17 protein-coding genes are annotated in these 24,424 nt (G+C 70.0%); 8 read left to right on the forward strand and 9 right to left on the reverse strand.

What is annotated here, in order from left to right; genetic code table 11:
- Positions 1-5 precede the first annotated feature (5 nt).
- From asnB to ABZX37_RS12035, 7 genes are read left to right on the forward strand one after another with little or no spacing between them, the layout of a single operon-like run.
- On the forward strand, positions 6-1,910 hold the full coding sequence (asnB, locus tag ABZX37_RS12005; RefSeq protein ID WP_354738619.1) for an asparagine synthase (glutamine-hydrolyzing): 1,905 nt from the start codon (positions 6-8) through the stop codon (positions 1,908-1,910).
- Positions 1,907-4,072, forward strand: coding sequence for a bi-domain-containing oxidoreductase (locus ABZX37_RS12010; protein ID WP_354738621.1), 2,166 nt, complete (start codon positions 1,907-1,909; stop codon positions 4,070-4,072). The genes asnB and ABZX37_RS12010 overlap by 4 nt, the downstream gene beginning before the upstream one ends.
- On the forward strand, positions 4,072-5,952 hold the full coding sequence (locus ABZX37_RS12015; protein ID WP_354738623.1) for a heparinase II/III family protein: 1,881 nt from the start codon (positions 4,072-4,074) through the stop codon (positions 5,950-5,952). The genes ABZX37_RS12010 and ABZX37_RS12015 overlap by 1 nt, the downstream gene beginning before the upstream one ends.
- Positions 5,953-5,969: 17 nt before the next feature.
- Complete coding sequence (locus tag ABZX37_RS12020; RefSeq protein ID WP_354738625.1) at positions 5,970-7,478, forward strand: right-handed parallel beta-helix repeat-containing protein; 1,509 nt, start codon at positions 5,970-5,972, stop codon at positions 7,476-7,478.
- A gap of 10 nt (positions 7,479-7,488) precedes the next feature.
- Positions 7,489-8,688 (forward strand): O-antigen ligase domain-containing protein, encoded by a 1,200-nt coding sequence (locus ABZX37_RS12025; protein ID WP_354738683.1) that lies wholly within the window; start codon positions 7,489-7,491, stop codon positions 8,686-8,688.
- On the forward strand, positions 8,685-9,854 hold the full coding sequence (locus tag ABZX37_RS12030; RefSeq protein WP_354738627.1) for a glycosyltransferase family 4 protein: 1,170 nt from the start codon (positions 8,685-8,687) through the stop codon (positions 9,852-9,854). The genes ABZX37_RS12025 and ABZX37_RS12030 overlap by 4 nt, the downstream gene beginning before the upstream one ends.
- Positions 9,855-9,862: 8 nt before the next feature.
- Positions 9,863-10,504: a phosphatase PAP2 family protein gene (locus ABZX37_RS12035; protein WP_354738629.1), complete on the forward strand. Its 642-nt coding sequence runs from the start codon at positions 9,863-9,865 to the stop codon at positions 10,502-10,504.
- 346 nt (positions 10,505-10,850) lie between these two features.
- Here ABZX37_RS12035 and ABZX37_RS12040 read toward each other — a convergent pair whose 3' ends face one another.
- Both ABZX37_RS12040 and ABZX37_RS12045 read right to left on the reverse strand, forming a co-directional pair.
- Complete coding sequence (locus ABZX37_RS12040; protein WP_354738631.1) at positions 10,851-12,017, reverse strand: SGNH/GDSL hydrolase family protein; 1,167 nt, start codon at positions 12,015-12,017, stop codon at positions 10,851-10,853.
- A gap of 28 nt (positions 12,018-12,045) precedes the next feature.
- Positions 12,046-13,515, reverse strand: a complete 1,470-nt coding sequence (locus ABZX37_RS12045; RefSeq protein WP_354738633.1) for an FAD-dependent monooxygenase — start codon at positions 13,513-13,515, stop codon at positions 12,046-12,048.
- A 117-nt stretch (positions 13,516-13,632) separates the two neighbouring features.
- Here ABZX37_RS12045 and ABZX37_RS12050 point away from each other — a divergent pair, with 117 nt between their 5' ends.
- Positions 13,633-16,824, forward strand: coding sequence for a BTAD domain-containing putative transcriptional regulator (locus tag ABZX37_RS12050; RefSeq protein ID WP_354738635.1), 3,192 nt, complete (start codon positions 13,633-13,635; stop codon positions 16,822-16,824).
- Here the strand turns inward: ABZX37_RS12050 and ABZX37_RS12055 are convergent.
- Genes ABZX37_RS12055 through ABZX37_RS12085 form a run of 7 tightly spaced genes read right to left on the reverse strand, consistent with a single transcriptional unit; the run spans position 16,821 to position 24,422 of the window.
- Positions 16,821-18,131, reverse strand: a complete 1,311-nt coding sequence (locus ABZX37_RS12055) for a glutamate-1-semialdehyde 2,1-aminomutase (protein ID WP_354738637.1) — start codon at positions 18,129-18,131, stop codon at positions 16,821-16,823. The genes ABZX37_RS12050 and ABZX37_RS12055 overlap by 4 nt on opposite strands.
- 6 nt (positions 18,132-18,137) lie before the next feature.
- Positions 18,138-18,677: a dTDP-4-dehydrorhamnose 3,5-epimerase family protein gene (locus ABZX37_RS12060; protein WP_354738639.1), complete on the reverse strand. Its 540-nt coding sequence runs from the start codon at positions 18,675-18,677 to the stop codon at positions 18,138-18,140.
- Positions 18,674-19,855 carry a polysaccharide pyruvyl transferase family protein gene (locus ABZX37_RS12065; RefSeq protein ID WP_354738641.1) on the reverse strand — a complete coding sequence of 394 codons (1,182 nt, stop codon included), beginning with the start codon at positions 19,853-19,855 and terminating at the stop codon, positions 18,674-18,676. The genes ABZX37_RS12060 and ABZX37_RS12065 overlap by 4 nt, the downstream gene beginning before the upstream one ends.
- A complete protein-coding gene (locus tag ABZX37_RS12070) occupies positions 19,852-20,805 on the reverse strand; it encodes a glycosyltransferase (protein ID WP_354738643.1) in 954 nt (317 codons plus the stop codon). The genes ABZX37_RS12065 and ABZX37_RS12070 overlap by 4 nt, the downstream gene beginning before the upstream one ends.
- Positions 20,802-22,094 carry a hypothetical protein gene (locus tag ABZX37_RS12075; protein ID WP_354738684.1) on the reverse strand — a complete coding sequence of 431 codons (1,293 nt, stop codon included), beginning with the start codon at positions 22,092-22,094 and terminating at the stop codon, positions 20,802-20,804. The genes ABZX37_RS12070 and ABZX37_RS12075 overlap by 4 nt, the downstream gene beginning before the upstream one ends.
- A gap of 40 nt (positions 22,095-22,134) precedes the next feature.
- The gene (locus ABZX37_RS12080) at positions 22,135-23,400 is read right to left on the reverse strand and encodes a DUF4910 domain-containing protein (protein ID WP_354738645.1); all 1,266 of its coding nucleotides are present in this window, start codon (positions 23,398-23,400) and stop codon (positions 22,135-22,137) included.
- Entirely contained in the window at positions 23,400-24,422 is a 1,023-nt protein-coding gene (locus ABZX37_RS12085; protein WP_354738647.1) for an NAD(P)-dependent oxidoreductase, read from the reverse strand. The genes ABZX37_RS12080 and ABZX37_RS12085 overlap by 1 nt, the downstream gene beginning before the upstream one ends.
- Positions 24,423-24,424: the final 2 nt, after the last annotated feature.

A 24,424-nucleotide genomic window follows, 5' to 3' on the forward strand; every position in this document is an offset into this window, starting at 1 on the left:
AGCGCATGTGCGGCATCGCGGGCGTGTACAGCTGGCCGGACGGCGGCCCGCTCACCGACCGGCTCACCCAGTGCCTCGCACACCGGGGGCCGGACGGCGACGGCCGCTACGACCACCGGGAGGTCCACTTAGGACACCGTCGGTTGTCCATCGTGGACCTTTCGGAAACCGGCGCGCAGCCGATGACGGCCGAGGGCCTCGCCCTGACCTACAACGGCGAGCTGTACAACGCGCCGGAGCTGCGGGCCGAACTCGAAGCCGCCGGGGTCCGGTTCCGCGGCACCTCCGACACCGAGGTACTGCTCCGGGCCTGGCGGGAGTGGGGAACGGACTGCCTGCCGCGGCTGCGCGGGATGTTCGCCTTCGCGGTGTACGACGAACGCACCGGTGAGCTGGTGCTGGTGCGAGACCAGCTGGGGATCAAGCCGCTGTTCTTCGTGCGTCGCGGAGGCGGGGTTGTGTTCGCGTCGGAGCTGAAGGCGCTGGCTCGCGAACTCGGCGACACCTTGAACGTGGACCAGGCCGCGATGATCGCGTCGCTGCTGTACTACTGGGTCCCGGACAGTCGGTGCGCATACCGAGAAGCAGAGAAATTGTCGCCGGGTACCTGGCTGCGGTTCCGGCCGGACGGCAGTACGGACACGGGCGCTTACTGGTCGCTGCGTGAGGTCGCCGAGGAAGGCGCGGCGTATCGCGGCGAGGTCGACCTGCACGCGGTCGTCGAGGATTCCACTCGCAAGCACCTGCTGTCCGACGTCCCGGTGGCGACTTTCCTCTCCGGCGGTCTCGACTCCAGCTACCTCACCGCGCTGGCCGCGCGCGAGCAGCCGGGGATTTCGGCTTACACGATCGGTTTCCGTCCCGAGGACGCGAAATTCGAGGCGATGCCGGACGACCTGCGTTACGCCCGGATCGTCGCCCGGCAGTTCGGCGTGGACCTGCACGAGATCGAGATCGCGCCGGACGTCCAGGACCTGCTGCCGCGGATGACGCACCACCTGGACGAACCGATCGGCGACCCGGCGGCGATCAACTCGTACCTGATCTGCTCGGCCGCGCGCGAGGCCGGGGTGAAGGTGCTGCTGTCCGGGATGGGCGCGGACGAGCTGTTCGCCGGGTACCGCAAGCATTTGGCGAACCTGCTGGCGTTGCGGTACCGGCGGGTGCCGGGCGTGGCGCGCCGGGCGATCGGGGCGGCGGTCGACCGGCTGCCGGTCGCGTCGTCCACGCGCGGCTACCGGTCGGTGCGGTTCGCGAAGCGCTTTCTGTCCTTTGCGGACCTTCCGGAGGAAACGGCGTTCCGGCGCAGCTACACCATGTACGACCGGGCCGAGCTGCTCGACCTGGTCTCGCCGGATCTCCAGTCCGAAGTGGACGATGTGCTCACCGAGCACGCCGACATCTACTACGACACGAAGCTGACCGACCAGGTCAACCGGATGTGCCTGGCCGACGCGCGGATGTTCTTGCCCGGCTTGAACCTCACCTACACCGACCGGTCCACCATGGCCGCTTCCACCGAGGTGCGAACGCCCTTTGTGGACGTTGAAGTGGTCCGGGCCGCGTTCCGGGTGCCCGGCCGGGAGAAGATCGTCGGACGCCAAGGCAAGGTGGCGTTGAAGAAAGCGGCCACGGCGATCCTGCCCGACGAAATCGTGTACCGGCCGAAGGGCTTGTTCAGCGCGCCGCTGCGGGCGTGGATGAGCCGGGACCTCGCGCCGCTGGTGCGGGAGGTCATCGAGGACGGCGTCCTCGTCGAGTCCGGTTTCCTGCAGCGCGATGCCCTCCGCAAGCTGGTGGCCGAGGACGCCGCCGGGCGCGAGGACCGCGCGAAACATCTTTGGCACGTGCTGACCCTCGAGTACTGGTACCGCGGGGCCCTCCGCGGCGAGCGGCTAGGAGTCCAGTGAAACAGGTAGTGCAGAACTACAAGAGCGGCGAGCTGGCCCTGCTCGACGTCCCGGTGCCGGCGTGCAAACCGGGCGGCGTGCTGGTCCGCAGCCAGTACTCGCTGATCTCGACCGGCACCGAGATGATGAAGGTGTCCGAGGCGGGGATGTCGCTGCTGGGCAAGGCCCGGTCGCGACCGGACCAGGTCGCGAAGGTCATGCAGAGCGTCGCGACGAATGGGCTCGCCGCGACGTATAGGAAGGTGTCCGGGAAGCTCGATTCCTATACGCCGCTGGGCTATTCGCTGTGCGGCGTGGTCGAGCAGGTCGGCGAGGGCATCGACGACGTGGTGGTCGGCGATGTCGTGGCATGCGCAGGGAACGAGCACGCGCTGCACAGCGAGCTGAACTGGGTGCCGAAGAACCTGTACGCGAAGGTGCCGGCCGGACTTTCGCCGCGGCAGGCGGCGTTCGCGACCGTCGGCGCGATCGCGATGCAGGGCGTCCGGCGGGGCGAACCGCAGCTCGGCGACCTCACGCTGGTGGTCGGGCTCGGACTGATTGGCCAGCTGGTCGTGCAACTGCTGGTAGCGAGCGGTGCGCGCGTCGTCGGCGTGGACCCGGACGCGCAGCGCTGCGAACTCGCGCGGGAACTGGGCGCGCTCGCCTGCGGGCACCCGGCGTCCGGCGAGATCGACCAGGCGGTGGCCGAGCTGTCCGGCGGGCACGGCGTGGACCAGGTGTATCTCGCCGCGGGCGGGGCGTCGAACGATCCGGTGGAGCTGGCCGCGCGACTCGCGCGCGACCGCGGCCGGGTGGTGGACATCGGCAAGATCTCGCTGAACCTGCCGTGGAACGCTTACTACGAAAAGGAACTCGACGTCCGGTTCTCCCGGTCGTACGGGCCCGGCCGGTACGACCCGTCCTACGAGCTGGAGGGCCGCGACTACCCGATCGGCTACGTGCGCTGGACGGAACGACGCAACCTTGAGTGCTTCCTCGACCTGGCCGCGCGGGGCAAGCTCGACGTGACGCCGCTGATCAGCCACACCGCGGACTTCGCGAAAGCGGTCGAGACCTACCGGGCGCTCAACGAGGGCGAGCTGAAGGCCGTCGCGGTGCTGTTCCGCTACCCGGACGCGCCGCCCGCCGAGGACGAGAGCGTGGTGTCCGCAGTTCCGGCGGCTCCGATCGTCGATAAACGGACGGATCCGTTGCAGTGGCTGCGGATCGGGTTCATCGGCGCGGGCAACTACGCGTCGTCGATGATCCTGCCGCACCTCGCCGGGGACGAACGCGTGCTGCTCACCGACGTCGTCACCACGTCGGCGCTTTCCGGGGCCAACGCGAAGCGCAAGTTCGGTTTCGTCGCAGCCAGCACCGACGTGGACGCACTGCTGGAGGACGACCAGGTCAGCACGGTCTTCGTGGTGACCCGGCACAGCTCGCACGCCGAGCTGACGCGGCGGGCGCTCCTGGCGGGCAAGGCGGTCTTCGTGGAGAAGCCGCTCGCGTTGTCGGAGAAGGAATTGCGCGGCGTCGTGGACGCGGTGGCGGAATCGGGCAACAACCGGCTGCAGGTCGGGTTCAACCGGCGGTTCGCGCCGCTGCTGGTCGAGGCGAAGAACCAGTTCGGCCCGCGCGTCGGCCCGGCTTCGGTGCGGTACCTGGTCAACGCGGGCCGCCTCGACGCGAACAGCTGGTACAACCAGGCTGGTTCCGAGGGCAGCCGGTTCGTCGGCGAGGGCGGGCACTTCATCGACACGGTCAGCTGGTTCCTCGGCAGCGACCCGGTTTCGGTCTACGCCACCGGCACTCCCGGCAACCACGACCTGCAGGTGTTGCTGCGCTACGCCGACGGTTCGACCGCGACGATCAGCTACATCACCAGCGGCAGCACCGCGTTTCCCAAGGAAACGCTTGAGGTGCTCGCCGACGGGAAAGTGCTGAAATTCGACGATTTCGTCCGCGCCTCGGTGTTCGGGCGCAAGCGCTGGACCAGTTCGCGGCTGCCGAAGGCACGCGACAAGGGCCAGCAGGCCGAACTCGACGCGTTCATCACCGCGTTGAAGACCGGCGTCGCCATGCCGATCAGCCTCGACTCGCTCGTGTCCACGACCCTGGCGACGCTGGCCGTGCACCGCAGCCTCGAAACCGGCGCGCCGGTGCGGTTGGAGCAGTGATGGACCCGTCCTGGTACCTGCGCCGGCTGTCCGCGATGGGACCGGCGGAGATCGTCGGCCGGGTCGGCGACGTCGTGCGCAAGCAGCGGTGGCGCGGCGAATCCCAGCGGCAGCCGACCTGGTCACCGACCCGGACGTTCGCGGCCTGGCCTGCCGAGCCGGAGGTGCCCGCGACTGGCCGGGAAAGGCTGGTCGCGGCGGCGGATCGGCTGATCGACGGGCACGCCGAGTATTTCGGCGTTGCACGGGACGACCTCGTCGCGCCGGATTGGGCGTTCGACCCGAAGACCGGCCGTCGCGCACCGGGGGACCGGTACTCCTTCGAGATCCCGTACCGCGACGAGAACGCGATCGGCGACATCAAGCAGATCTGGGAACCCTCGCGGCATCAACACCTGACCGTGCTGGCCGCGGCGTACCGGGTGACCGGCGACGACCGTTACGCGCACCGTGTCGCCGACCACCTGAAGTCGTGGTGGGCGGCCAACCCGCCGATGCGCGGCGTGCACTGGCTGAGCGGGATCGAGCTGGGGATCCGGCTGCTGTCGTGGGTGTGGGTGCGGCGGTTGCTGGACGGCTGGCCCGGCGTGCCCGGGCTGTTCGAGGACAATCCCGAGGCGCTGCGGCAGATCTGGCATCACCAGCGGTGGCTCGCGGCGTTCCCGAGCCGGGGCACGTCAGCCAACAACCACGTCCTCGCGGAGGCGGCCGGACAGCTGGCGGCGTCGTGTGCGTTCGACTGGTTCCCGGAGTCCGCCAGCTGGCGGTCGGACGCGATCCGCTCGCTGGACTTTCACCTGCGAGCCAACACCTTCACCTCCGGCCTGAACCGAGAGCTGGCCACGGAGTACCACGGTCTCGTGCTGGAGCTGGGCCTCGCCGCCGCGCTGGAAGCCGGACCGCGGCTGCCGCGCTCGACCTGGCTGGAACTGCGGGCGATGTGCGACGCCCTCGCGGCCATTGTGGACTGTGCCGGGCGTCCGCCGCGCCAAGGCGACGCCGACGACGGATACGGCCTGATCGTGGACGGACTGGAGACGGACCGCTGGCATTCGCTGCTGGCCACCGGCGACGCACTGTTCGGCCGAGCGGAATGGTGGCCGAAGCTGCCCGACGACGACGTGCGCACCGCGTTGTTCGCAGCGCTGCGCTCCCGAGTGCCGCAACTCGACAACTCCCGCGAGCGCCCGGTCTTCTCCGACGCGGGCATGACCATCCTGCGCAGCGACAACGGCCCGGAGATCTGGTGCCGTTGCGACAGCGGCCCGCACGGCTTCCTCGCCATCGCCGCGCACGCGCACGCCGACGCGTTGTCCATCGAGGTCCGGCACGACGGCGTCGACATCCTCGCCGACCCGGGAACGTACTGCTACCACGGCGAACCCGAGTGGCGCGCGTACTTCCGCTCCACACTCGGCCACAACACGCTGCAGCTCGGCGGTCTCGACCAATCGACTTCCGGCGGCCCGTTCCTGTGGACGCGGCACGCCAACTCGCGCACCCTCGCCGCGACGCCCGCCCAATGGCAGGCCGAACACGACGGTTACGCCCCGGCGCTGCACCGCCGCACCGTCGAACTGTCCGGCCGGACGCTGACCGTGGTCGACGAGGTGACCGGCGGCGGTTCCGCCAAACTCGCCTTCCACCTCGGCCCGCTGCTGGCCGTCGAGCTGGACGGAAACACCGCGCAGCTCACCTGGCCCGGTCGTACCGCGACGCTGGAGCTTCCGTCGCAGCTCGCCTGGACCGCGCACCGAGGCGAGACGAATCCGCCGCTGGGCTGGTACTCGCCCGGCTTCGGCCGCCGCGAACCCGCCACGACGCTGATCGGCTCCGGTCCTGTCACCGGGCCGCTGACCACCGTGCTCCGTCTGCCCTGATGCCGAGAGGATCCACCGTGCGAAGGATTTTGGTGCCGCTGCTGGGAGCGCTGCTCCCGCTCGCGCTGGCTTCGTGCAGTTCGTCCGGAGCCGCGTCCGCTCCGGTCGCCGGATCGACCACGCCGCAGGGCCCGGTCGCCGCGGTCTGCGACCACGCGCCGCCAGGTCCGGCGACCGCGCCCGCCGGGGCCGTCCCGGTGGATCCGGCCGTGGTGGACGACTTGTCGACCAAGACGAAGAACTCCCCGGCGGGCACCACGTTCTGGCTCGCCCCCGGCACGCACCGGCTCAGCGATGACGAGTACGCCCAGGTGCAGCCCAAGGACGGCGACGTCTACCTCGGCGCTCCCGGCGCGGTGTTCGACGGGCGCAAGAAGAACCGGTACGCCTTCGCCGGCCCGGCCAAGGACGTCCGGCTCGAATCGTTCACCGTGCGGGGCTTCACCGCGCCGCGCGACGAAGGCGTGGTCAACCACGATTCAGCTCCCGGGTGGGTCATCCAGCACCTGACCGTGCAGGACAACGACGGGGCCGGGCTGATGGCCGGGCCGAAGCAGCAGATCCTCGACAGCTGCCTGCGGCGCAACGGCCAGTACGGCCTGAACGCCTACTCCGGCAGCGCCGTGGTGACCGGGCTCGTGCTGCGGGGCACCGAGATCACCGGCAACAACACCGGGAACTGGGAGTCCAAGGTCCCGGAGTGCGGCTGCACCGGCGGCATGAAGTTCTGGGAGGTGGACGGCGCGGACGTCGTCGGCAACTGGGTGCACGACAACCGCGGCACCGGGCTGTGGGCCGACACGAACAACAACGACTTCCTGATCGAGGGCAACCTGATCGAGAACAACGACAGCGCCGCGATCATTTACGAAACCAGCTACAACGCGATCATCCGCGACAACACGATCCGCCGCAACAACCTGCTCGACGGCCGCGCGCACGCCGACCGCGGCGACCCGTTCCCGGCCGCGACGATCTACATTTCCGAGTCCGGCGGCGAACCGCGGTTGAAGGCCCGGACGAGCAATCTCGAGATCTCCGGAAATGTGCTGCAGGACAACTGGAACGGCATCATCCTGTGGGAGAACGCCGACCGGTTCTGCAACAGCCCGGCGAACACCTCCAGCGGCTCGTGCACGAAACTCGTGCCGAACGTCGCGACCTGTTCCGCACCGGCGATCGCGAAGAAACCGCTGTACAGCGACTGCCGGTGGAAGACTCAGCGGGTCGTGGTGCAGCACAACCAGTTCACCCTCAACTCGAAGGCGCTCGGCTGCGAGGAAGTGTGCGCCCGGACCGGGGTGTTCGCGAATTTCGGCAGCTACCCGAATTGGTCGCCGTACCAGGGCGCGGTGATCCAGCAGTCGATCACGTTCCAGCAGGACAATTCCTGGCACGACAACGCGTACGCCGGACCGTGGACGTTCGTCGCCAGGGAAATGAGCAACATCGTCGGCATCGGCGAATGGCAGAGCGCGCCGTATCACCAGGACGCGAATTCGAGCTACAAGCCGAACGGGGGCTGACGTGGCCGAACTGACCGTCGCGCTGCCCGCCGAAACGAAATCGGTGCCGAAAGCGGTGAGCGCGGCCTGGGCGTTGCTCATCCTCAACACCCTCGGCTCGACCGGCGCGCAGACGGTGATCCCGTTGCCGCGCACGGTGATCCAGCTGGTCACCATGGGCGCGCTGATGACCGCGTTCCTGCTCGCGCTGATGCTGAACCTGCGGATCAGGATCCGGCCGAGCGCGTACCTGCTGCTCCTGACCTTCCTGCTGCTCACGAGCATCGTGGCCAGCGTGCACCTGGAATCCGGCTACGGCTCGCTGTTCCGGTGCTTCCGGTTCACGGTGTTCGTCGCGACGCTCTGGCTGCTCAGCGGCTGGTGGGACGGGTCGTTCGCGTTCGTGCGGGCGCACATCCGGATGTTCGGCGCGGTGCTGGCCTCGGTCGTGCTCGGCCTGGCGATCGCGCCGGGCAAGGCGATGCCGGACATCTACGGCGGCCGGCTTTCCGGCGCGGTGTGGCCGCTGACGCCGCCGCAGGTCGGGCAGTACGCGGCGGTCATCGCCGGGCTCGCGGTGCTGATGTGGCTCGGCAAGAAGACGGACGCCAAGAGCGCGTTGCTCGTCGTCGTGCCGTCGCTCGGGCTGCTGCTGCTCACGCACACCCGCACCGCGACCCTCGGGCTCGTCGCCGGGCTGATCGTCGCGCTGCTGTCGCTGGGGCTGGTCAGCGCGCGGGCGCGGAAGGTGTTCGCCTGGATCGTGCTCGTGGCCGGTTTCGCCGCGGTGGTGCTGGGCGGCCTGCTGCAGGCGTGGTTCCTGCGGGGCCAGAGCACCGACGATTTCTCCAGCCTGACCGGCCGCGCGAAGGTGTGGGACGCGCTGCTTTCCGCGCCGCGAACCGGGTTCGAGTACATCTTCGGCGTCGGCCTCACCGACAAGTCCTACGACGGCCTGCCGATCGACAACAGTTGGCTCGCGATCTACCACGAGGAGGGCTTCGTCGGGATCGTGATCGTCGCCGCGATGCTGCTCGTGCTGGTCGCGATCGCGGTGCTGCGGCCGCCGTCGGTGGCTCGGGCGTCAGCGATTTTCCTGATCGCTTACGTGATTTCCGCGTCCTACACCGAAGCCGGGCTCGGCGACGCGTCGCCGTATCTGCTGCATCTGGCGGTGGCCGCGTCGTTGCTGGCCGCGGGCGAGGCTCCAGCGAGGGAGAGGCTGGCGTGAAGGTTCTGGTGGTGCACAACCGCTATCGGTCGGAGCAGCCGAGCGGCGAGAACAACGTGGTCGACGCCGAGGTCGCGCTGCTGTCCTCGGCCGGGATCGACGTGCGGCGGTTCGAGCGGCACAGCGACGACATCGCCTCGATGCCGTTGGCGCGCAAGGCGTTGGTGCCGTTGCAAGTGCCGTGGAACCGCGCGTCGCGGACAGAGCTGCGGGCACGCCTGGAGGTCGAGCGGCCGGACGTCGTGCACGTCCACAACACGTTCCCGCTGCTGTCCCCGTCGGTGCTGGCCGCGTGCGCCGACGCGCGCGTGCCGGTGGTCGCGACGCTGCACAACTACGGCCTCGTCTGCCCGCCCGGCACCCTCTACCGCGACGGCCGGATCTGCACGGACTGCGTCGGCGGCCTGCCAGTCCCTGCGGTCCGGCACGGCTGTTACCGCGACTCAGCTGCGGCAACCGTGCCGATGGCGGTGAACCTGCTGGTTAACCGTGATCGCTGGCGGACCGGCGTGACGAGGTTCTTCTGCATTTCCGACGCCCAGCGCCGCCTTCTCGTGAACGCGGGGATGCCTGCCGCGCGGATGACCGTGAAGCACAACTTCGTCCCCGACCAGGGGCGACGGCGCATCGGCGAAGGCGAGCATCTTCTGTTCCTGGGACGGCTCACCGAGGAGAAAGGCATCCCGCTGCTCAAAGCGGCCTGGGAGCAGTACTCCGGCAAGCTGCCGTTGCTGATCGCCGGGACCGGGCCGCTGTCCGACGACGTCGCGGCTTGGGCTGCTGGGCGGGACAACGTGTCGTACGTCGGGCTCCAGGACCGGGCTTCGTGCCAGGAACTGATCGCCCGCGCGGCGGCGGTTGTGGTGCCTTCGACGTGGCTTGAGGCGTTCGGCCTCGTGGTGGTGGAGGCGATGGCCGCCGGGGTGCCGACGATCGCGCCCGCGCACGGCGCCTTCGAAGAGTTGATCACCGACGGCGGCACCGGCCTGCTGCACACTCCTGGCGACGCGGCGGCGCTGGCCTCGTCTTTGCGCGAGGTGGCCGACGTGGAGCTGAACCGGAAGATGGGCGAGGCGGCACGGCAGCGGTACGACGCGGACTTCACCCCGGAAGTCGGGCTGAAACGGCTGCTCGAAGGCTACGAGGAAGCGATTTCAGCGGTATGAAGGACGGTGTGCGCGACCGACTGAAGACCTCGCCCCTGGCGCTTCCGCTGGTTCTGCGCACGCCGTCGCTGGTCCTGGCCGTGCTCGGGCTCGTGGCGTTGATCGCGCTGGGCGTCCGTTTCGCCGGACACTCGGTGCCGAGCGCGTTCGACGCCCCGCTCCTGCCCGGCCCGGACCTCGTGCCCGACCCGTGGTGGTACTTCGCGACCGCGATCGACTTCTGCGGCGAACCACTGGGGGCGGTGCTGATCCTGCTCCTGATAATCGGCGGCTGCCTGCTGACCCACCGCCCGCGTACGGCTGTGCTGGCGGTTGTCGGCTGCAGTCTCACTGTCGGGGTGACTTCGGTGTTGAAACCGCTGACTGGCCGGACTATTCATGGCAGTTACCTGTCGTTCCCCAGCGGCCACACCGCCTTCGCTACGGCCTTGGCGCTGACCGGCGCTTACGTCTTGGCGGGTCGCTTAAGCCGGTTCGCCGCGGTGGCGTGGCTGCTGGGTCTCGCGTTGGTGGCTGGCTTCCTGATGGCCTGGGCCGAGGTCGGCCTCGGCGCGCACTACCCAACCGACACGATCGGCGGCTTCGCTGCCGCGCTGGCGATCGTGCCGGTCACGGGGTACTGGATCGACCGGATCGCCGACCGTCCGTGAGGGGAACCCTGAGGGAATCAGATTCAATGCCAGGAACTTAAGCCGCGCGACGTCGGCCTGCTGACCGTCCACAAAGGACGCCAATAGCACCTATATGCCCGATTTGTCGGCATGTGGCCGCGTCTTGAAGTCCATGAAGGGCTCCTTGAAGGAATCTGATTCCCTCAAGGAGCCCTTCACGGACCACAACCCGGCTTCCGCCCCCGGGCCCGCATCCCACAGCGACGTGCGCCCAACCGGACCGAGACGGCTGAGCTGCGGAAACACACCAGCAGCGCGCCCGTATCACAGCCTTAAGTTCCTGGCTGAGGGAATCAGAGTCCCTCAGGGTTCCCCTCACGGACAGTCAGGCGTGCCGGAACAGCTCCAGGTCGAAGGCCTCGGCGAGCACCGCTTGCCCGGCGTCGTTCGGATGGACGCCGTCGGCGGAGACCAGTTCAGGGCGCGTCCTCGTCGGCTCGGCCGGGTCGCGCAGCGCCGCGTCCAGGTCGGTGACCGCGTCGAACTCGCCGCTGTCGCGGATCCAGCGGTTCACCTGCTGACGGGCGTCCTCGAACTCCGGCGTGAACACCGGAGTGCCACCGATCGGCGGCAGCGTGCAGCCGACGATGCGCAGGCCGTGCGCGTGGGCTCGGGTGATCAGCAGGCGGTAACCGCCGACGAGATCCGCCGCGGTGGCCCGTTCGCTCTCCGGCATTCCCGGCATGGAGCCGAAAAACAGGTCGTTGACGCCCTCGGCCAGGATGATCCAGCCGGCACCGGGGCGGGCCAGCACGTCACGGTCGAAGCGAGCCAGCGCGCTGGCGCCCATGCCGTCGGTCTCGCGCAGGACGCGGTTGCCGGAGATACCCATGTTGACCACTGCACGGGGCGGAAAGCCAGGCTCGGCAGCGAGTCGGCGGGCGAGCACTGAAGGCCAGGACGCGTCGGCTCCGGGCGTGGTCTCCATACCGTCCACCACGGAGTCGCCGAAGGCGACGACAGTGGCGGCGTTGGCCGGCGCGAGCACGTCGATGCCGGTGAGCCACAGGTAGGACTGGAACTCGGTGGCGTCCCGCAGGTTCGGCTCGGCGGTTTGATCGCCCGGGGCGAGCCACGCCGTGCGGAGGCCGACGTCGTGGATTGTCGGGGTGACCCTCTCGTCGGGGAGATACAGCGAGACGGTCAGGTCGGTCTGTGCGGAGACGGTGTACTCGATCGGGTCGCTGTAGGTCTGCGCGCCCGTCGGCAGCACCACTTCGGGCCGGTCGCCGAAGGTCAGCCGGGTGCCGTCGAGGAAGGCGGAGCCGACGCGGACCGGTGCGTGGCTGAAGGAGTTCGAAAGCGCGACGCGCACGGCGGTGCCGCCGACCGTGGAACGAGCCACCATGCGCACGGTCTGGGCGCTCAGCGTTTCCGGGGTGCTGGTGAAGTCCGGCGGCGCTTCGTCCGGCATTTCCGGCCCGCCGCCAAGCTCGGCCGCCGGTGCCAGTTGCTGCGCGGTTCCCCAGGCAGCGATCCAGTGGTTTCCCATGAGGTGAACCTCCACAATGGACAGTGGGTCAGAACCAGCGGGCGAGGGCGTTTTCGAACGAGCCGTGGCCGCTCGCCCAGGCGACGATGCCGTCCGGCCGGACGAGCACGGCGTCGTAGCCGAGGTCGTCGCGGGCCGGGGCGGCCTGGTACCGGACCCGGTACCGCGCTGCCACGGCACGCAGTCGTTCGTCCGCGCTGAAGTCGAGGGCGACGCCTTGGCCGTCCCGCAGCAGTTCGCCGAGGCGGCTGCCGTCGGCGAGGCGGAAGTCCGGCGCGTTGTGGCCGACCAGCGGATGCTCGTCGCCGAGGTCGTAGCGGAGCGACAGTCCGGAGGCACGCTCGAAGACGTAGGTGGTGCCGGCCCGGGTTGTCATCAGGTCGCGCGTCACGGCCTGGATCGCCCGGGAGTGCGGGTCCGGGCGCATGACCGCCACCTGGGCTCGCGACCAGTCGAGCACCCGCGCGCCGGTCGGATGGCGTTCTGTGGCGTAGGTGTCGAGCAGGCCGTCGGCCGCGTCCCCGCGCACGGTCGCCGCGAGCTTCCAGCCCAGGTTCATGGCGTCGCCGATGCCGAGGTTGAGCCCCTGCCCGCCCAGCGGCGAGTGGATGTGCGCGGCGTCGCCGGCGAGCAGGACCCGGCCGCGCCGGTATTCGGTCGTCTGCAGCGCCCGGTCGGTGAAGCTGGAGGCGCGGTGCACTTCGTCGAGTGTGACGTCGGTGCCGGAAACCCGGCGCAGCACCGTTTGGAGGTGCTCGCGGGTCAGCGGCTGGGAACGGTCGTACGCGCCGCCGTCGAAGTCCAGCACGCCGAAGTGGCCGGGCGTGGGCATCGTGAGGTACATGCCCGCCGAGGTCAGATTGAAGCCTGGAGTCAGCTTGTCGGGATCGGCGAACGTCGCCAGCGCGACGTACCCGGTGAGCTGCGGTTCAGTGCCGACGAAGGCGAAGCCCGCGAGCCGGCGCACCGTGCTGCGTCCACCGTCGCAGCCGACGAGCCAGCGAGCTGGGTACTCGTGCTCGCCGGCCTGGACGACCACCCCCTCGTCGTCCTGGACGAGACCGCTGATCTGGACGCCGCGGCGGATCTCGGCACCGTGCTTGACCGCCCGTTCGGCCAGCACCGTCTCGACCGCTTCGAGGCTGGTCATGATGCCGTCGAGGGCGGGGCTGGGCAGCCGATAGGGCAGGGCGGAGAGGTCTACGTCGGCCGGGTCGAGGGAAGTGCCGGCGAAATGGCCGACCCAGCTCGGGCGCACCTGTTCTTCCTCGGCGGGGGCCGCGCCGGACTCGGCCAGCAGCGAACGCAGCATTCCGCGGCGGTAGAACGCCTCGGCCGACCCGCCCGACAGCCCCCGCATCCCGAGCGGCATCTTCCGCCACGGGGAATGCGGGTCCGCCTCCTTTTCGAGCACCAGCACCGAACAGCCGGCGAGAGCCAGTTCACCGGCGAGGAACAGGCCGACCGGCCCGGCCCCCGCGATCACTACGTCGTGCATGACAACCCCCTTCTTCTGTGGTGAGCCCGAGATTGCCCGCCACCGCTCACACGAGGCGCACACGGCGCGCACACCCCGGTTCAGGCGGCCATCGGGCGGGCACGCGAAGATCGAAGGGTGGCTGCTGTCCCGCTTCGCGTGACGCTGCTCGGCATCGTGCAGGTGTCTCGCGGCGATGCCGTCCTGTCCGTCCCCGGCGCGCGTCTGCAGGCCTTGACCACGCGGCTGGCGCTCGCCGGCGGGCGCACGGTGGAGCCCGCCGTCCTGGTCGACGCGATCTGGGCGGACGACCTGCCCGCTGATCCCGCGCATGCCCTGCAGGCTCTCGTCTCGCGGCTGCGTCGGGTACTCGGTTCGGCGGACGTCGTCGTACCGGCCGCTGGCGGCTACCGGCTGGACGTGGCTCCGGCGGACGTGGACGCGTTGCGGTTCGAACACTTGATCGCCGCTGGCCGGGACCACCTGCGGTCCGGCGATCTGTCCGCAGCCGCGGAGGTGCTCGGCGAGGCCGTGGCGGTGTGGGGCGACCAGCCCCACACCGAGCCAGCAGCAGTCGCCGCGGTGTCGGTGGCCGCCGCGACCCGGCTCGCGCAGGTCTCCGTCGAAGCCGTGGCCGATCTCGCCGACGCCGAACTGTCGCTGGGCCGCGTCGAGGCGGCTGCCGCCCGGCTGTCCCGCTTGCTCGCTGAGCACCCGGTCCACGAGCGGGCGGCAGCGCTGCTGATGGACGCGCTCGCCGCACAGGGCCGCCAGGCCGACGCGCTCGCTCGCTACGAACAGATCCGCGAGGCGTTGGCCGAGACCCTCGGCGCCGACCCGGGCACCGCGCTGCGCGAGCGGCATCTGCGCCTGCTGCGCAACTCGGTCGCGGCGCTTCCCGCGAAAAGCCCGGGCAACCTCCCGGCGGCACTGACCAGCTTCGTCGGACGGGACGACGACCTCGCCCGGATCGGCGAACTGCTCGCCGCCGGCAGGCTGGTCACCGTGCTCGGCCCCGGCGGAGCCGGCAAGACCCGGCTCGCGCTGGAAGCCGCCCGCCGCCGCGAATACCCGGGCGGCGCGTGGCTGATCGACCTCGCTTCGGTCTCCGAACCGGCCGAGGTCGGCGCGGCCGTGCTGGCCGGGATCAGGATGCGCGGCGGTGCGCTGTTCGAGGCGAGGACGCGGGTCGAGGGTACCGAGCTGGATGTGCTCGCGGACCAGCTCGGCGGCCGGGAACGGTTGCTGCTGATGGACAATTGCGAGCACCTCGTCGACGCCGTGGCCCATCTGGTGGAGGCGCTGCTGTCCCGGTGCGCCGGGCTTCGGGTGCTGGCCACCAGCCGGGAACCGCTGGCCGTCGACGGCGAAGCGCTGGTGCCGCTCGGCCCGCTCGCCCTGCCCGAGCCGGACGCGGAGGTCGAACGCGCCCGGCGGACCGCAGCGGTGCGCCTGTTCGCCGAGCGGGCCGCGGCCGTGCGTCCCGGTTTCGTCGTTGACGAAGCGAATCTCGCCGACGTCACGACGGTGGTCCGCGGCCTGGACGGCTTGCCGTTGGCGCTGGAACTGGCCGCGGCCCGCCTGCGCACGCTCGCCCTGCCTGACCTGGCGGCCGGTCTGTCCGACCGGTTCCGGCTGCTCGCCACCGGCAGCCGCACCGCTTTCCCCCGGCACCGCACGCTGCGCGCGGTCATCGCGTGGAGCTGGGAGCTGCTCAGCCCGGACGAGCGCACGGTCGCGGAACGGATCTCGGTCTTGCCCGGCGGAGTCACCCGGGAGTCGGCCGCCGCGGTCTGCGCGGACGCCGCGCTGCCGTCAGGCGAGATCCCGTACCTGCTCGCGGACCTGGCCGACCGGTCGCTGCTGCGGCTCGTCCCGGACACCGGCCGGTACCGGATGCTGGAGACGATCCGCGAGTACGGGCTGGAAAGCCTTGCCGCACAAGAACTCCGGACCAGCGTGCGGGATCTCGCCGCCGAGTACTTCACCGGTCTGGTCGCCGAGAACGACCCGCTGCTGCGCGGCTCTCGGCAGCTGGACGCGCTGCGGGTGTTCCGCGCCGAGTACGACAACGTGCTCGCCGCCCTGCGCCACCTCTGCGACACCGGCGACGCCGACGGCGCGATCGGGCTCGCGGTGAACCTGACCTGGTACTGGCAGATGCTCGGCGGCCACACCGACGCGGTTCATTGGCTCGGCGAGGCGGTTTCGACGCCGGGCGCGCGGGCGAGCGTGCGGCGCGCCGTCGCCGAGCAGGTGCTGCTGGTCAACCGGTTCGCCGCGTATGCCCCGCCCGCCGACTGGCGCGAGCAACTGCGGGCGCTTGCCGGCCAGCCGGAGCTGCCGTCCTTCGGCGGCGCGCTGGTCGCGCTCCGACTGGCCACCATCCCGGAGACGAGCGCGTCGCCGGAGACCGTCCAGCGGTTCATCGACGGACCGGACGAATGGCTGTCCGGGCTGGCGCACCTGTTCCGGGCCCAGTTCGCCGAGAACGCGGGTCGCTTCGACCAGGTCCGCGGCGACGTCGCCGCCGCGCTGGAGATCTTCGGCCGGGCCGGCGACCGCTGGGGCCTCGCCACCGCGCTGCCGCTGCGCGCGCTGCTGCGGCAGTACGACGGCGATCTCGGCGGCGGGCTGGCCGATCTGGCCCAGGCCAGGACGCTGGCCCGCGAGTTCGGCTCGCTCAGCCTCAGCGACGAGGTCTTCCTCAACCTGCGCTCGATCGACCTGCACGTGCGGCGCGGCGAGACCGCGCGCGCGGCGGGGATGATCGCCGCCAACCGGGAGCGCGTGTCCTCTCCCGAGCTGGCGATCCTGACCGACGCGCTGGAAGCCCGGCTGTGGGTGCTGATCGGCGATCTGGACCGGGCCCGCGAGCTGATCGATTCGGCCGAGGCCGGACTGTCGGAACACCCGCGGTTCGGGGCCAGCGGACACAATCAGGCCCTGATCTCCGTGGCGCGCGGTGCGCTCTGCCTCGAGACCGGCGACGGACCGGGCGCCGAAGCGGCGCTGAGCCGGGCGTACGTCGCCGCGGTGGACAGCTCGGACATGCCGATCCTGGCGATGGTGGCAGTGGCGGTAGCCGGTGTCGCCGCGCTGTACGGGCACCACCGGGACGCCGCCGCCCTGCTCGGCGCGGCGGCCAGGCTGCGCGGTGCGCACGACCGGACCGATCTGCAGATCCGCGCGCTGAGCGCCCGCGGCCGCGCCGAACTAGGCGACGAAGGTTTCGCTGCCGCGTACGAGCGCGGCTGGCAGCTGACCGCCCCGTCAGCCCTGCTCTCGGCCGACCCAGCGCTGCTGCGGGACTTGGACCGGGAGGGTTAGGCTTTCCGGCGAAACACCGGCTTGATCGACCGCCCGCCCAGCCACGGCGTGGGATCCCCAGCCTCTAGCGCCTTCCGGTACACCACGCACGCCGAAGCGACCACCTCCACAGTCCGGTCGATGTCCTCCTCCGTCATCGCCGCACTGACCACAAAGGACGGAGCCAGCACCCCGTTCTCCAGCAGGCACCGCATGAACAGCGTCCGGTACTCCTGCGACGGCTGACCGTCCGCGTCGAGAGTCGCGAACACCAGGTTGCTGTCCCGCCCCCGCACCACTACCTGCCCGCCGACCCCGTGCGCAGCCGCCACGTCAGTCACGCCAGCCGCCAGCCGAGCGCCGAGCGTGTGCAGCCGGGCCGTCACGTCCTCCGCCGCGTAGGCCTCCATCACCGCCATCGCGGCGGCGAGCGACGGGGTCTCCGCGCCGTGCGTCGTCGACAGCAGGAACACCCGATCCCGCGAATCGCGCAGACCGCCTAGCTCCATCAAATCCCGTCGACCCGCCAGCGCCGCGACCGCGAAGCCGTTGCCGAGCGCTTTGCCGAACGTCGAGAGATCCGGCGTCACGCCGTACAGGCCCTGTGCACCGTGCTCGGAGTACCGGAATCCGGTGATCATCTCGTCGAAGATCACCAGCGCGCCGTGCTGATGCGCGAGGTCGAGCAGCCCGGCGAGATAGCCCTCCGGCGGGTCCACGCCCTTGGTGGGCTCCAGGATCAGGCACGCCACCTGCCCGCGGAACTGGCGCAGCATCTGCTCGGTCGCGGGGAGGTCGCCGTACGGGAAGGCCACGGTCATCGCCATCGTCGCGGCGGGAATCCCGGCCGACATGGGGGTGGTGCCGATGAACCAGTCGTCGGTGGAGAAGAACGCGTGGTCAGCGCATTGGGCGACCAGCGGCCGTCCGGTGGCGGCGCGGGCGAGCCGGACGGCGGCGGTGGTCGCGTCGGAGCCGTTTTTCGCGAACTTGACCATGTCCGCGGTCGGCACCGTCGCCAGGAACTGTTCCGCCGCTTCAAGCTCCACAATGGACGGCCGGACGAAGTTGTTGCCCCGTTCCAGCACGTCGCGCACGGCCGCGGTCACGCGTGGATGGGCGTGGCCGAGGCTGACCGCGCGCAGGCCGGAGCCGTACTCGAGATAGCGGTTGCCGTCGACGTCCCAGACGTACGCGCCGCGCCCGTGCGAGATGACCGGCGCGAGATGTTCGGGGTATTGGTCCTCGCCTTTGGCGTAGGTGTGCGCACCGCCGGGGATAGCGCGGTGCAGGCGTTCGTTCGCGATTCGGGAGAGTGGCAGGTCCATGACGGGTCACCTCAAGGCATCGGCCAGGGAAGGGGCCGACGCGTCGCGTTCGGACAGCAAAGCCGCGGGCAGCGGCCACGGGATGGCGAGCTCCGGGTCGTCGTGCGCGATGGCGACGTCCTCGGACGGGTCGTGCGCGCGGTCGATCCGGTACGACACGTCGGCGACGTCGCTCAGCGCCTGGAAACCGTGTGCGCATCCGGCCGGGATGTAGATGCTCTCCTGGGTGTCGCCGGAGAGGTGAAACGTTTCCCTGGAACGGAAAGTCGGCGAGCCCGGTCGCAGGTCGACCACGACGTCGAACACCTCGCCGAACGAACAGCGCACCAGTTTCGCCTCGCCCGCCCCGGAGCGCAGGTGCATCCCGCGCACCACGCCGCGCACCGAGCGGGACACGCTGTCCTGAGCGAATCCGTCCGGATCGATGCCGGCCGACCGCGCGACCTCCGCGTCGAAGGTCCGCGAGAAGAAGCCGCGGTCGTCTCGGTGCGGCGTCGGCCGGAACAGCCACACGCCGGAAATCGACGGCACGGGAACGGCTTTCACGACACCTCCGCGGGAATGAGCGACCTCGACAACAGGGTGAACTGGTCCTTCAACTGCTGGGTGCATTCTTCGTTGCGGGCGGCGAGTTCCGCCTTGAGCTCCGGAGCCCGCCGCTGCAATTCCTCGAACTGCTTGATCAGCCGCGGCACGTCGACCGCGCGGGCCTCCTGGCAAAACTCGCCGAGCCCCATTTCGGCCATCAGCACGTCGTTCTTCTTCGCGTATCCGATCGCGACCGTCGGCCGCCCGACCTTCAACGCGCACAACACATTGTGGTACCGAGTGGCTACGACTGTGCCCACTTCGGCCATCGAGCACATCAGCTCGTCGAGGGTGCCGGGGACGGCCGCGGAGAGCAGCGGCGAGTCGACCGTTTCGACGATCTCGTCCACCACTTCGAGGTCCATCCGATCCCCGATGAAGAGCCGGACCGGACGCTCCTGGCGGACCAGATACCGCACGAACTCTGTCATCGCGTCCACGTATGCCCGGTAAATCTCGTCACCGCGCGCACGATCGTCGTTGCCGCCGTAGTACGCCATCACCCCGATGCCAACTGCCCGCGGGTTCTCGATCGCGGCGGGAGTCGGCAAGGCGAAGGCGAGATCGGGATAGACGCGATCATTCGTGACCGGTACGCCCATGTCAGCCATCGCCGAGCGCGACAGGTCATCGCGGAAGGACCGATACGTCGCGAGCTGCGTCGCGTACCGCACCAGAAACCGCGTGGCCGGCACCCGAATCCGATCGGCGCCCACGCTGACCAGCGCGACCTTCGTCCGTCCCAGCTGCCCGCACAGCGAAAGCAGGAACAGCGCGTACGGGAATCCCCACGGCCGCAACGGAAGCGTCGCCTCCAGCACGCCCATGCCGGGAACGATCACCACGTTCTGCCGCCGGACCCACCAGGCCGTGCGGAAAACGTCGATGATCTTCCCGAGGGCTTTGGCCGCGATCGACCGCGGCCCGGACGCGTGCCGGTATTCGCCGCTGTACCAGTTCAACCGGGCCGCGGGGATCCCGTACCGCGCGCGAATGGTGTCCGCCCCACCACAGAACGCGGACACCTTCGCGTACGGATGTTCAGCCCGCAGGAAGCGCAGTACCGCCTCCAGCGAGCCGTCATTGCCGAGGTTGCCAGAACCGAGCAGTCCGAAGACTCCGACCCGAACGGTCACGGCACCCGCCGTTCGCGCCCGGCGACCACGCGGTCGACAGTGAGGTTGAGCTCGGCCGCGTGCACCGGGGCCCGGTCCTCGACGCGTTCCCCGCCTCCGCCGGGCCGGGCCCGGCTGGTGAACCACTTCACCAGCGCGAGGTAGCAGGCGCGGCGTTCGCCGGACGACAGCGGCGCGGAGCGGATCCCGTGCACGAAACCCCAGACGTACTCGGCGAGCAGCCGCGCGGTCGGGTTCAAGATCGCGTTGCCGCGCTTCGGATCGAGGTTCGCGCACCGGGAGCGCTTGCTCGGGTTCGCCCGCTCCGCTCGGTCGGGGTGATCGCGCCGGAAGTACAGCAGCTCAGGCACTTGGTAGAACGGCCCGTGCAGCGCAAGTTCGGCCACATAGGTGCGGTCGGCGTGGTGGTAGCTGCCCATCGGGGTGACGCGACGCAGCACCTCCGTGCGCATCACGCCGTAGAAATCGTCGCCGCCGGGCTCGAACAGCAGGCTCTTGAACCGCACCGACGGTCGCGGCGCATCCGTCTTGTGCCGGTAGTCCAGCGGCACCGTCACCGCGCCGTTCTCGTCGATGATCGCCTGGTGCGAGTGCGCGACGATCATCTCCGGCCGCGCGTCGAGCGCTTCGACGCACTTCGCCAGCAGTTCCCGGCCGTAGAGGTCGTCGTGCGACGCCCACTTGAACAGCTCGCCGCGCGCCTGGTCGAGCAGGACGTTGTGGTTCGGGGTCGCGCCGATGTTGCGCTGCTGGCGCAGATACCGGATCCGCGAGTCCTCCTGCGCGTACTTCCGGACGATCTCTTCCGTGCCGTCTTCGGACGCGTTGTCGGAGATGATCAGTTCGAAGTCCTCGTAGGTCTGCCCGAGCAGCGCGTCGAGTGCTTCGCCGAGGAATTCCTCTCCGTTGTAGACGGGCAGACCGATGGTCAGCCGGGGCGCCGTGCTCATGCCGGTTTCATCTCCTCGGAAGCCGAATGGAGTTCTGCTTGGCTGAACGAACCTGACGCGACGGGAAACTCGGGCACCGCCGCGAAGTGGTCGCGGAGCGCGCTGCGCAGCTGCCACCACCACACGGCCGAACCGGTGAGCGTGGCGGCCGCGACGCCCCACTCCGAGCCGGCCGCACCGCCGAGCGCGGCCCCGATCAGCCCGAACACGACGTAGCACGCGGACGCGATCAGCTGGGACCGCAAGCTTCGCCGCGCCATCCCGAGCGCGCGGAGCCCGGCCGTCGCGCCGGTGGTGAAGCTCGCGCCGACGACCGCCATCGTGACCGCCGGGACCAGCAGCGACGAGCTGTCCCACAGCGAACCGAGCACGAACCGGCCGGCGTCTTCGGGAACGAAGAACCACAGTCCGAGTCCCCAGATCAGGGCAGCTGCCGCCTGTGCCGCACCGAGCACCACGCAGAAGTGCCACAACCGATGCGGCGACTGCCGGAGCACCCGCGCTCCCTCGGCGACAGTGACGAGGGAAAGTCCCATGAGCAGCGCGAGAAACGGCCCGAGCAGCTGTTCCGCGCCGCGCACCGTGCCGACCGCGGCCAGCCCGGAAATCGCGCCCAGTCCGTACGCCCGCAGCTGCGACGAACCGCTGTTGCTGACGTTCTCCACGAGGTAGCGCACGCCCAGGTCGCGATGGTCCCGCAGCCACGCGCGCACCCCGTCGAGCCTTGGCAGGACGCTCGTCTGGACCCAGCCGAACGCGGCCGCGACCCCGGCGGAACAGCCCCAGGCCAGCAGGAACGCGACCACGGTGTCATAGCGCGCGGCGAGAACCAGCGCCGGGAACAACGCGACGGCCTGGATCCCGTCGTTGAGGAACGCCTTGTGCCCGGTGCCCTGCGCGAAGAACCCGAACCGCCAGGCGTCCTGCACGAGCAGGAACGGCAGCACCACCCCGAGCGCGACGAACGCGGCCCCGAGCGAACCGCCGACCAGGAGTCCAAAAAGGACACTGACCAGCCCGGAAGCGACCCCGACCACCAGCGCCGTCCCGACCGCCTGGCCCACCGCGGTCCGCCAGCTCGCCCTGGCGACCCCGGAGAAGCGCACCATCAGCGGGTCGGTGGCGATCCCGCGCGAGATGTTGAGCATGACGCCGTACGTCACCCACGCGATGCTGAACAGGCCGAACGCCGTCGCGCCGAGCGAGCGCGCGACGTACAGCCCGACCACGAAGTTGGTCAGGCTCGAAACGGCCTGGTCGCCAAGGCCCCAGCTGAGCCGTCCCGCCATCGCGCGGACGGCTCGCGAACGCAGGATCGACGGCACGGCCTCACTCCTTCAGCAGTCCGGCGGCCTGAAGGGCATCAGCCGCCGCGGCTACGGCGCCGAACGGCAGGTCCGCCCGTTCGGCGATGTCGAGGAGGCTGTGGTCGCCGTCGGAGAGGCTGAGCACCCACAGCATGGCCAGCTGGGCTTGCTTCGCGTCGCTGCGCCCGCCGAGCGAGTCATACAGCCCGCGCTTGCCGAGTTGCGGTTCGCCGTACGGGCTGAGGTTCACGTAGCGCCGGTTGCGGTCCAGCACGGAGAACGCCGTCCGCAGCGTGTCGAGGGTGTCGGCCATCGAGTCCGGGTCGACGAAGGACGGGTTGTCCGCCGAGGTGTGGTACTCCGGGTATCCCGCGTACGGCGTGCGCGTGAGAGAGCCGACGCCGAGGTTGAAGCCGGGGGAGCAGAACTGGCGCTCGTCGTAGCCGTACGGGGAGAAATCGCGGATCTCGTGCGGTTTGTCCTTGAGGATGTGCGCGAAGACGCGGTCGATGTCGGCGTCCCCGCGTCGGCTGCGCTTGTACGTCAGCGAACCGCGGTCCCCGGCGCAGGCCAGCACGACGCCGTGCTTGACCTGGTCGATGCGCTCGGAATTGCGCGCCAGCCAGGTGATCGCGCCGATCGTGCCGGGCATGAACAGGAACCGGTAGGTGTAGTACGGCTTTTCCCCGGCCAGCGCCTGCGCGAGCGCGACGGCCACCGCGATGCCGGCGAGGTTGTCGTTGGCCAGCGACGGATGGCAGAGGTGGCACGAGACGAGCACCTCGTCGGACACCTCGCCCGGCACGACGTGCTCGGCGTAGGTGAGGTGTCCGTCGGCGAGCGTCGAGTCGATTTTGACGTGGTAGTCGCCGTCCGGCAGCGTGTCGAGCACGTCCTGCGCGAGACAGAAACCCCAGGTGGGGGAGTAGTAACTGGTGCGGTACGGGATCAACGACGGCTGCTCCGGCAGCGTGTGCAGGTGCGTGCGCAGTTCGGTCAGGCTGACGACCCGGTCGACCGGGACGCTGTAGCCGACCACGTGCAGGTTCGACTTCCGGAAGTCGATCACCCGCCGCCCGGAGGAATCCGCGACGAACGCGTCGCGGATGTTCCACTCCGCCGGCACGGTCCAGTCCAGCACCTCGGTGCCGCTCGGCACCTCGTACCGGTCGAGCGGGAGGTGCTCGCCGATGACGGCAAGGGTCTGCCGTACGCCGTCGCCGGTGATGCTCCGGCAGAACGGGTACAACCGTTCCACCAGAGCGTGCATCTCGGGCCCCGTGCGCATCAGGCGTGCCGCAGGGTGGCGTCGACCGCTCCGGCGGCCTGCCGGTCGCTCAACCAGTTCAGCCGGGTGAAGCGGTGCTGGAACTGTTCCTGGGTGAGGCTGTTGCGGCGGTAGGCGTCGAACAGTTGCAGCGCACCGTCTTTCACGCCCCACTTGCAGTCGAAGGACGGGACCGCCTCGCGGAACCGGGAGAAATCGACGCGGTATGAACGCGGGTCGGCCCCGGCCTCGCCGGTGATCCGCAGCTTCGAACCGGGAACCACCGCGACGACCTCTTCGGCGATCTCGGCGACCGTCACGTTGTTGCGCTCGGTACCGATGTTGAACGCCTTGTTGTGCACGGCTTCGCGCGGCGCTTCGAGGGCGGCGGTGAAGGCGTGGGCGATGTCGTCGGCGTGCACCAGCGGCCGCCACGGCGTCCCGTCGGAGAGCACGAGGACCTCGCCGGACAGGTAAGCGTGGCCGACCAGGTTGTTCAGCACGATGTCGGCGCGCAGCCGCGGCGAGAAGCCGAACGCGGTGGCATTGCGCATGTACACCGGGGTGAAGTCGTCGTCGGCCAGTTCGGAAACCTCGGCCTCCACGCGGACCTTCGACTCCGCGTACGGCGTGACCGGCCGCAGCGGCGCGTCCTCGTCGACGAGACCGCTGCCGCCGGAAGCGCCGTAGACGGAGCAGGTCGAGGCGTAGAGGAACCGGGAAACCCCGGCCTCCTTCGCGAGTTTCGCGAGCTTGACCGACGCGTGGTGGTTGATGTCGTAGGTCAGTTCGGGCGCGAGCGAGCCGAGCGGGTCGTTGGACAGCGCGGCGAGGTGGATCACCGCGTCGAAACCCTGCAGGTGCTGGGCTTTCACGTCCCGCAGGTCGACGGCCAGCCCCACCGGGTCGCTCGGGGCCGGGCCGAGCACACAAGCGGCGAACAAGCCCGAGTCGAGGCCGATGACCTCGTGTCCCGCCGCGGCGAGCACCGGCGCCATCACCGTGCCCAGATATCCCGTGTGCCCCGTGAGCAGCACGCGCATGC

The sequence above is a fragment of the Amycolatopsis sp. NPDC004079 genome (assembly GCF_040610415.1).
Lineage (GTDB): Bacteria > Actinomycetota > Actinomycetes > Mycobacteriales > Pseudonocardiaceae > Amycolatopsis > Amycolatopsis halotolerans.

What these genes read in the sequence shown, in the direction of transcription:
- ABZX37_RS12075 (WP_354738684.1), bottom strand. Translation starts at nt 22,094, where the DNA reads ATGGCGGGACGGCTCAGCTGGGGCCTTGGCGACCAGGCCGTTTCGAGC.
- asnB (WP_354738619.1), top strand. Translation starts at nt 6, where the DNA reads ATGTGCGGCATCGCGGGCGTGTACAGCTGGCCGGACGGCGGCCCGCTC.
- ABZX37_RS12040 (WP_354738631.1), bottom strand. Translation starts at nt 12,017, where the DNA reads ATGGGAAACCACTGGATCGCTGCCTGGGGAACCGCGCAGCAACTGGCA.
- ABZX37_RS12085 (WP_354738647.1), bottom strand. Translation starts at nt 24,422, where the DNA reads ATGCGCGTGCTGCTCACGGGGCACACGGGATATCTGGGCACGGTGATG.
- ABZX37_RS12070 (WP_354738643.1), bottom strand. Translation starts at nt 20,805, where the DNA reads ATGAGCACGGCGCCCCGGCTGACCATCGGTCTGCCCGTCTACAACGGA.
- ABZX37_RS12080 (WP_354738645.1), bottom strand. Translation starts at nt 23,400, where the DNA reads ATGCGCACGGGGCCCGAGATGCACGCTCTGGTGGAACGGTTGTACCCG.
- ABZX37_RS12055 (WP_354738637.1), bottom strand. Translation starts at nt 18,131, where the DNA reads ATGGACCTGCCACTCTCCCGAATCGCGAACGAACGCCTGCACCGCGCT.
- ABZX37_RS12045 (WP_354738633.1), bottom strand. Translation starts at nt 13,515, where the DNA reads ATGCACGACGTAGTGATCGCGGGGGCCGGGCCGGTCGGCCTGTTCCTC.
- ABZX37_RS12015 (WP_354738623.1), top strand. Translation starts at nt 4,072, where the DNA reads ATGGACCCGTCCTGGTACCTGCGCCGGCTGTCCGCGATGGGACCGGCG.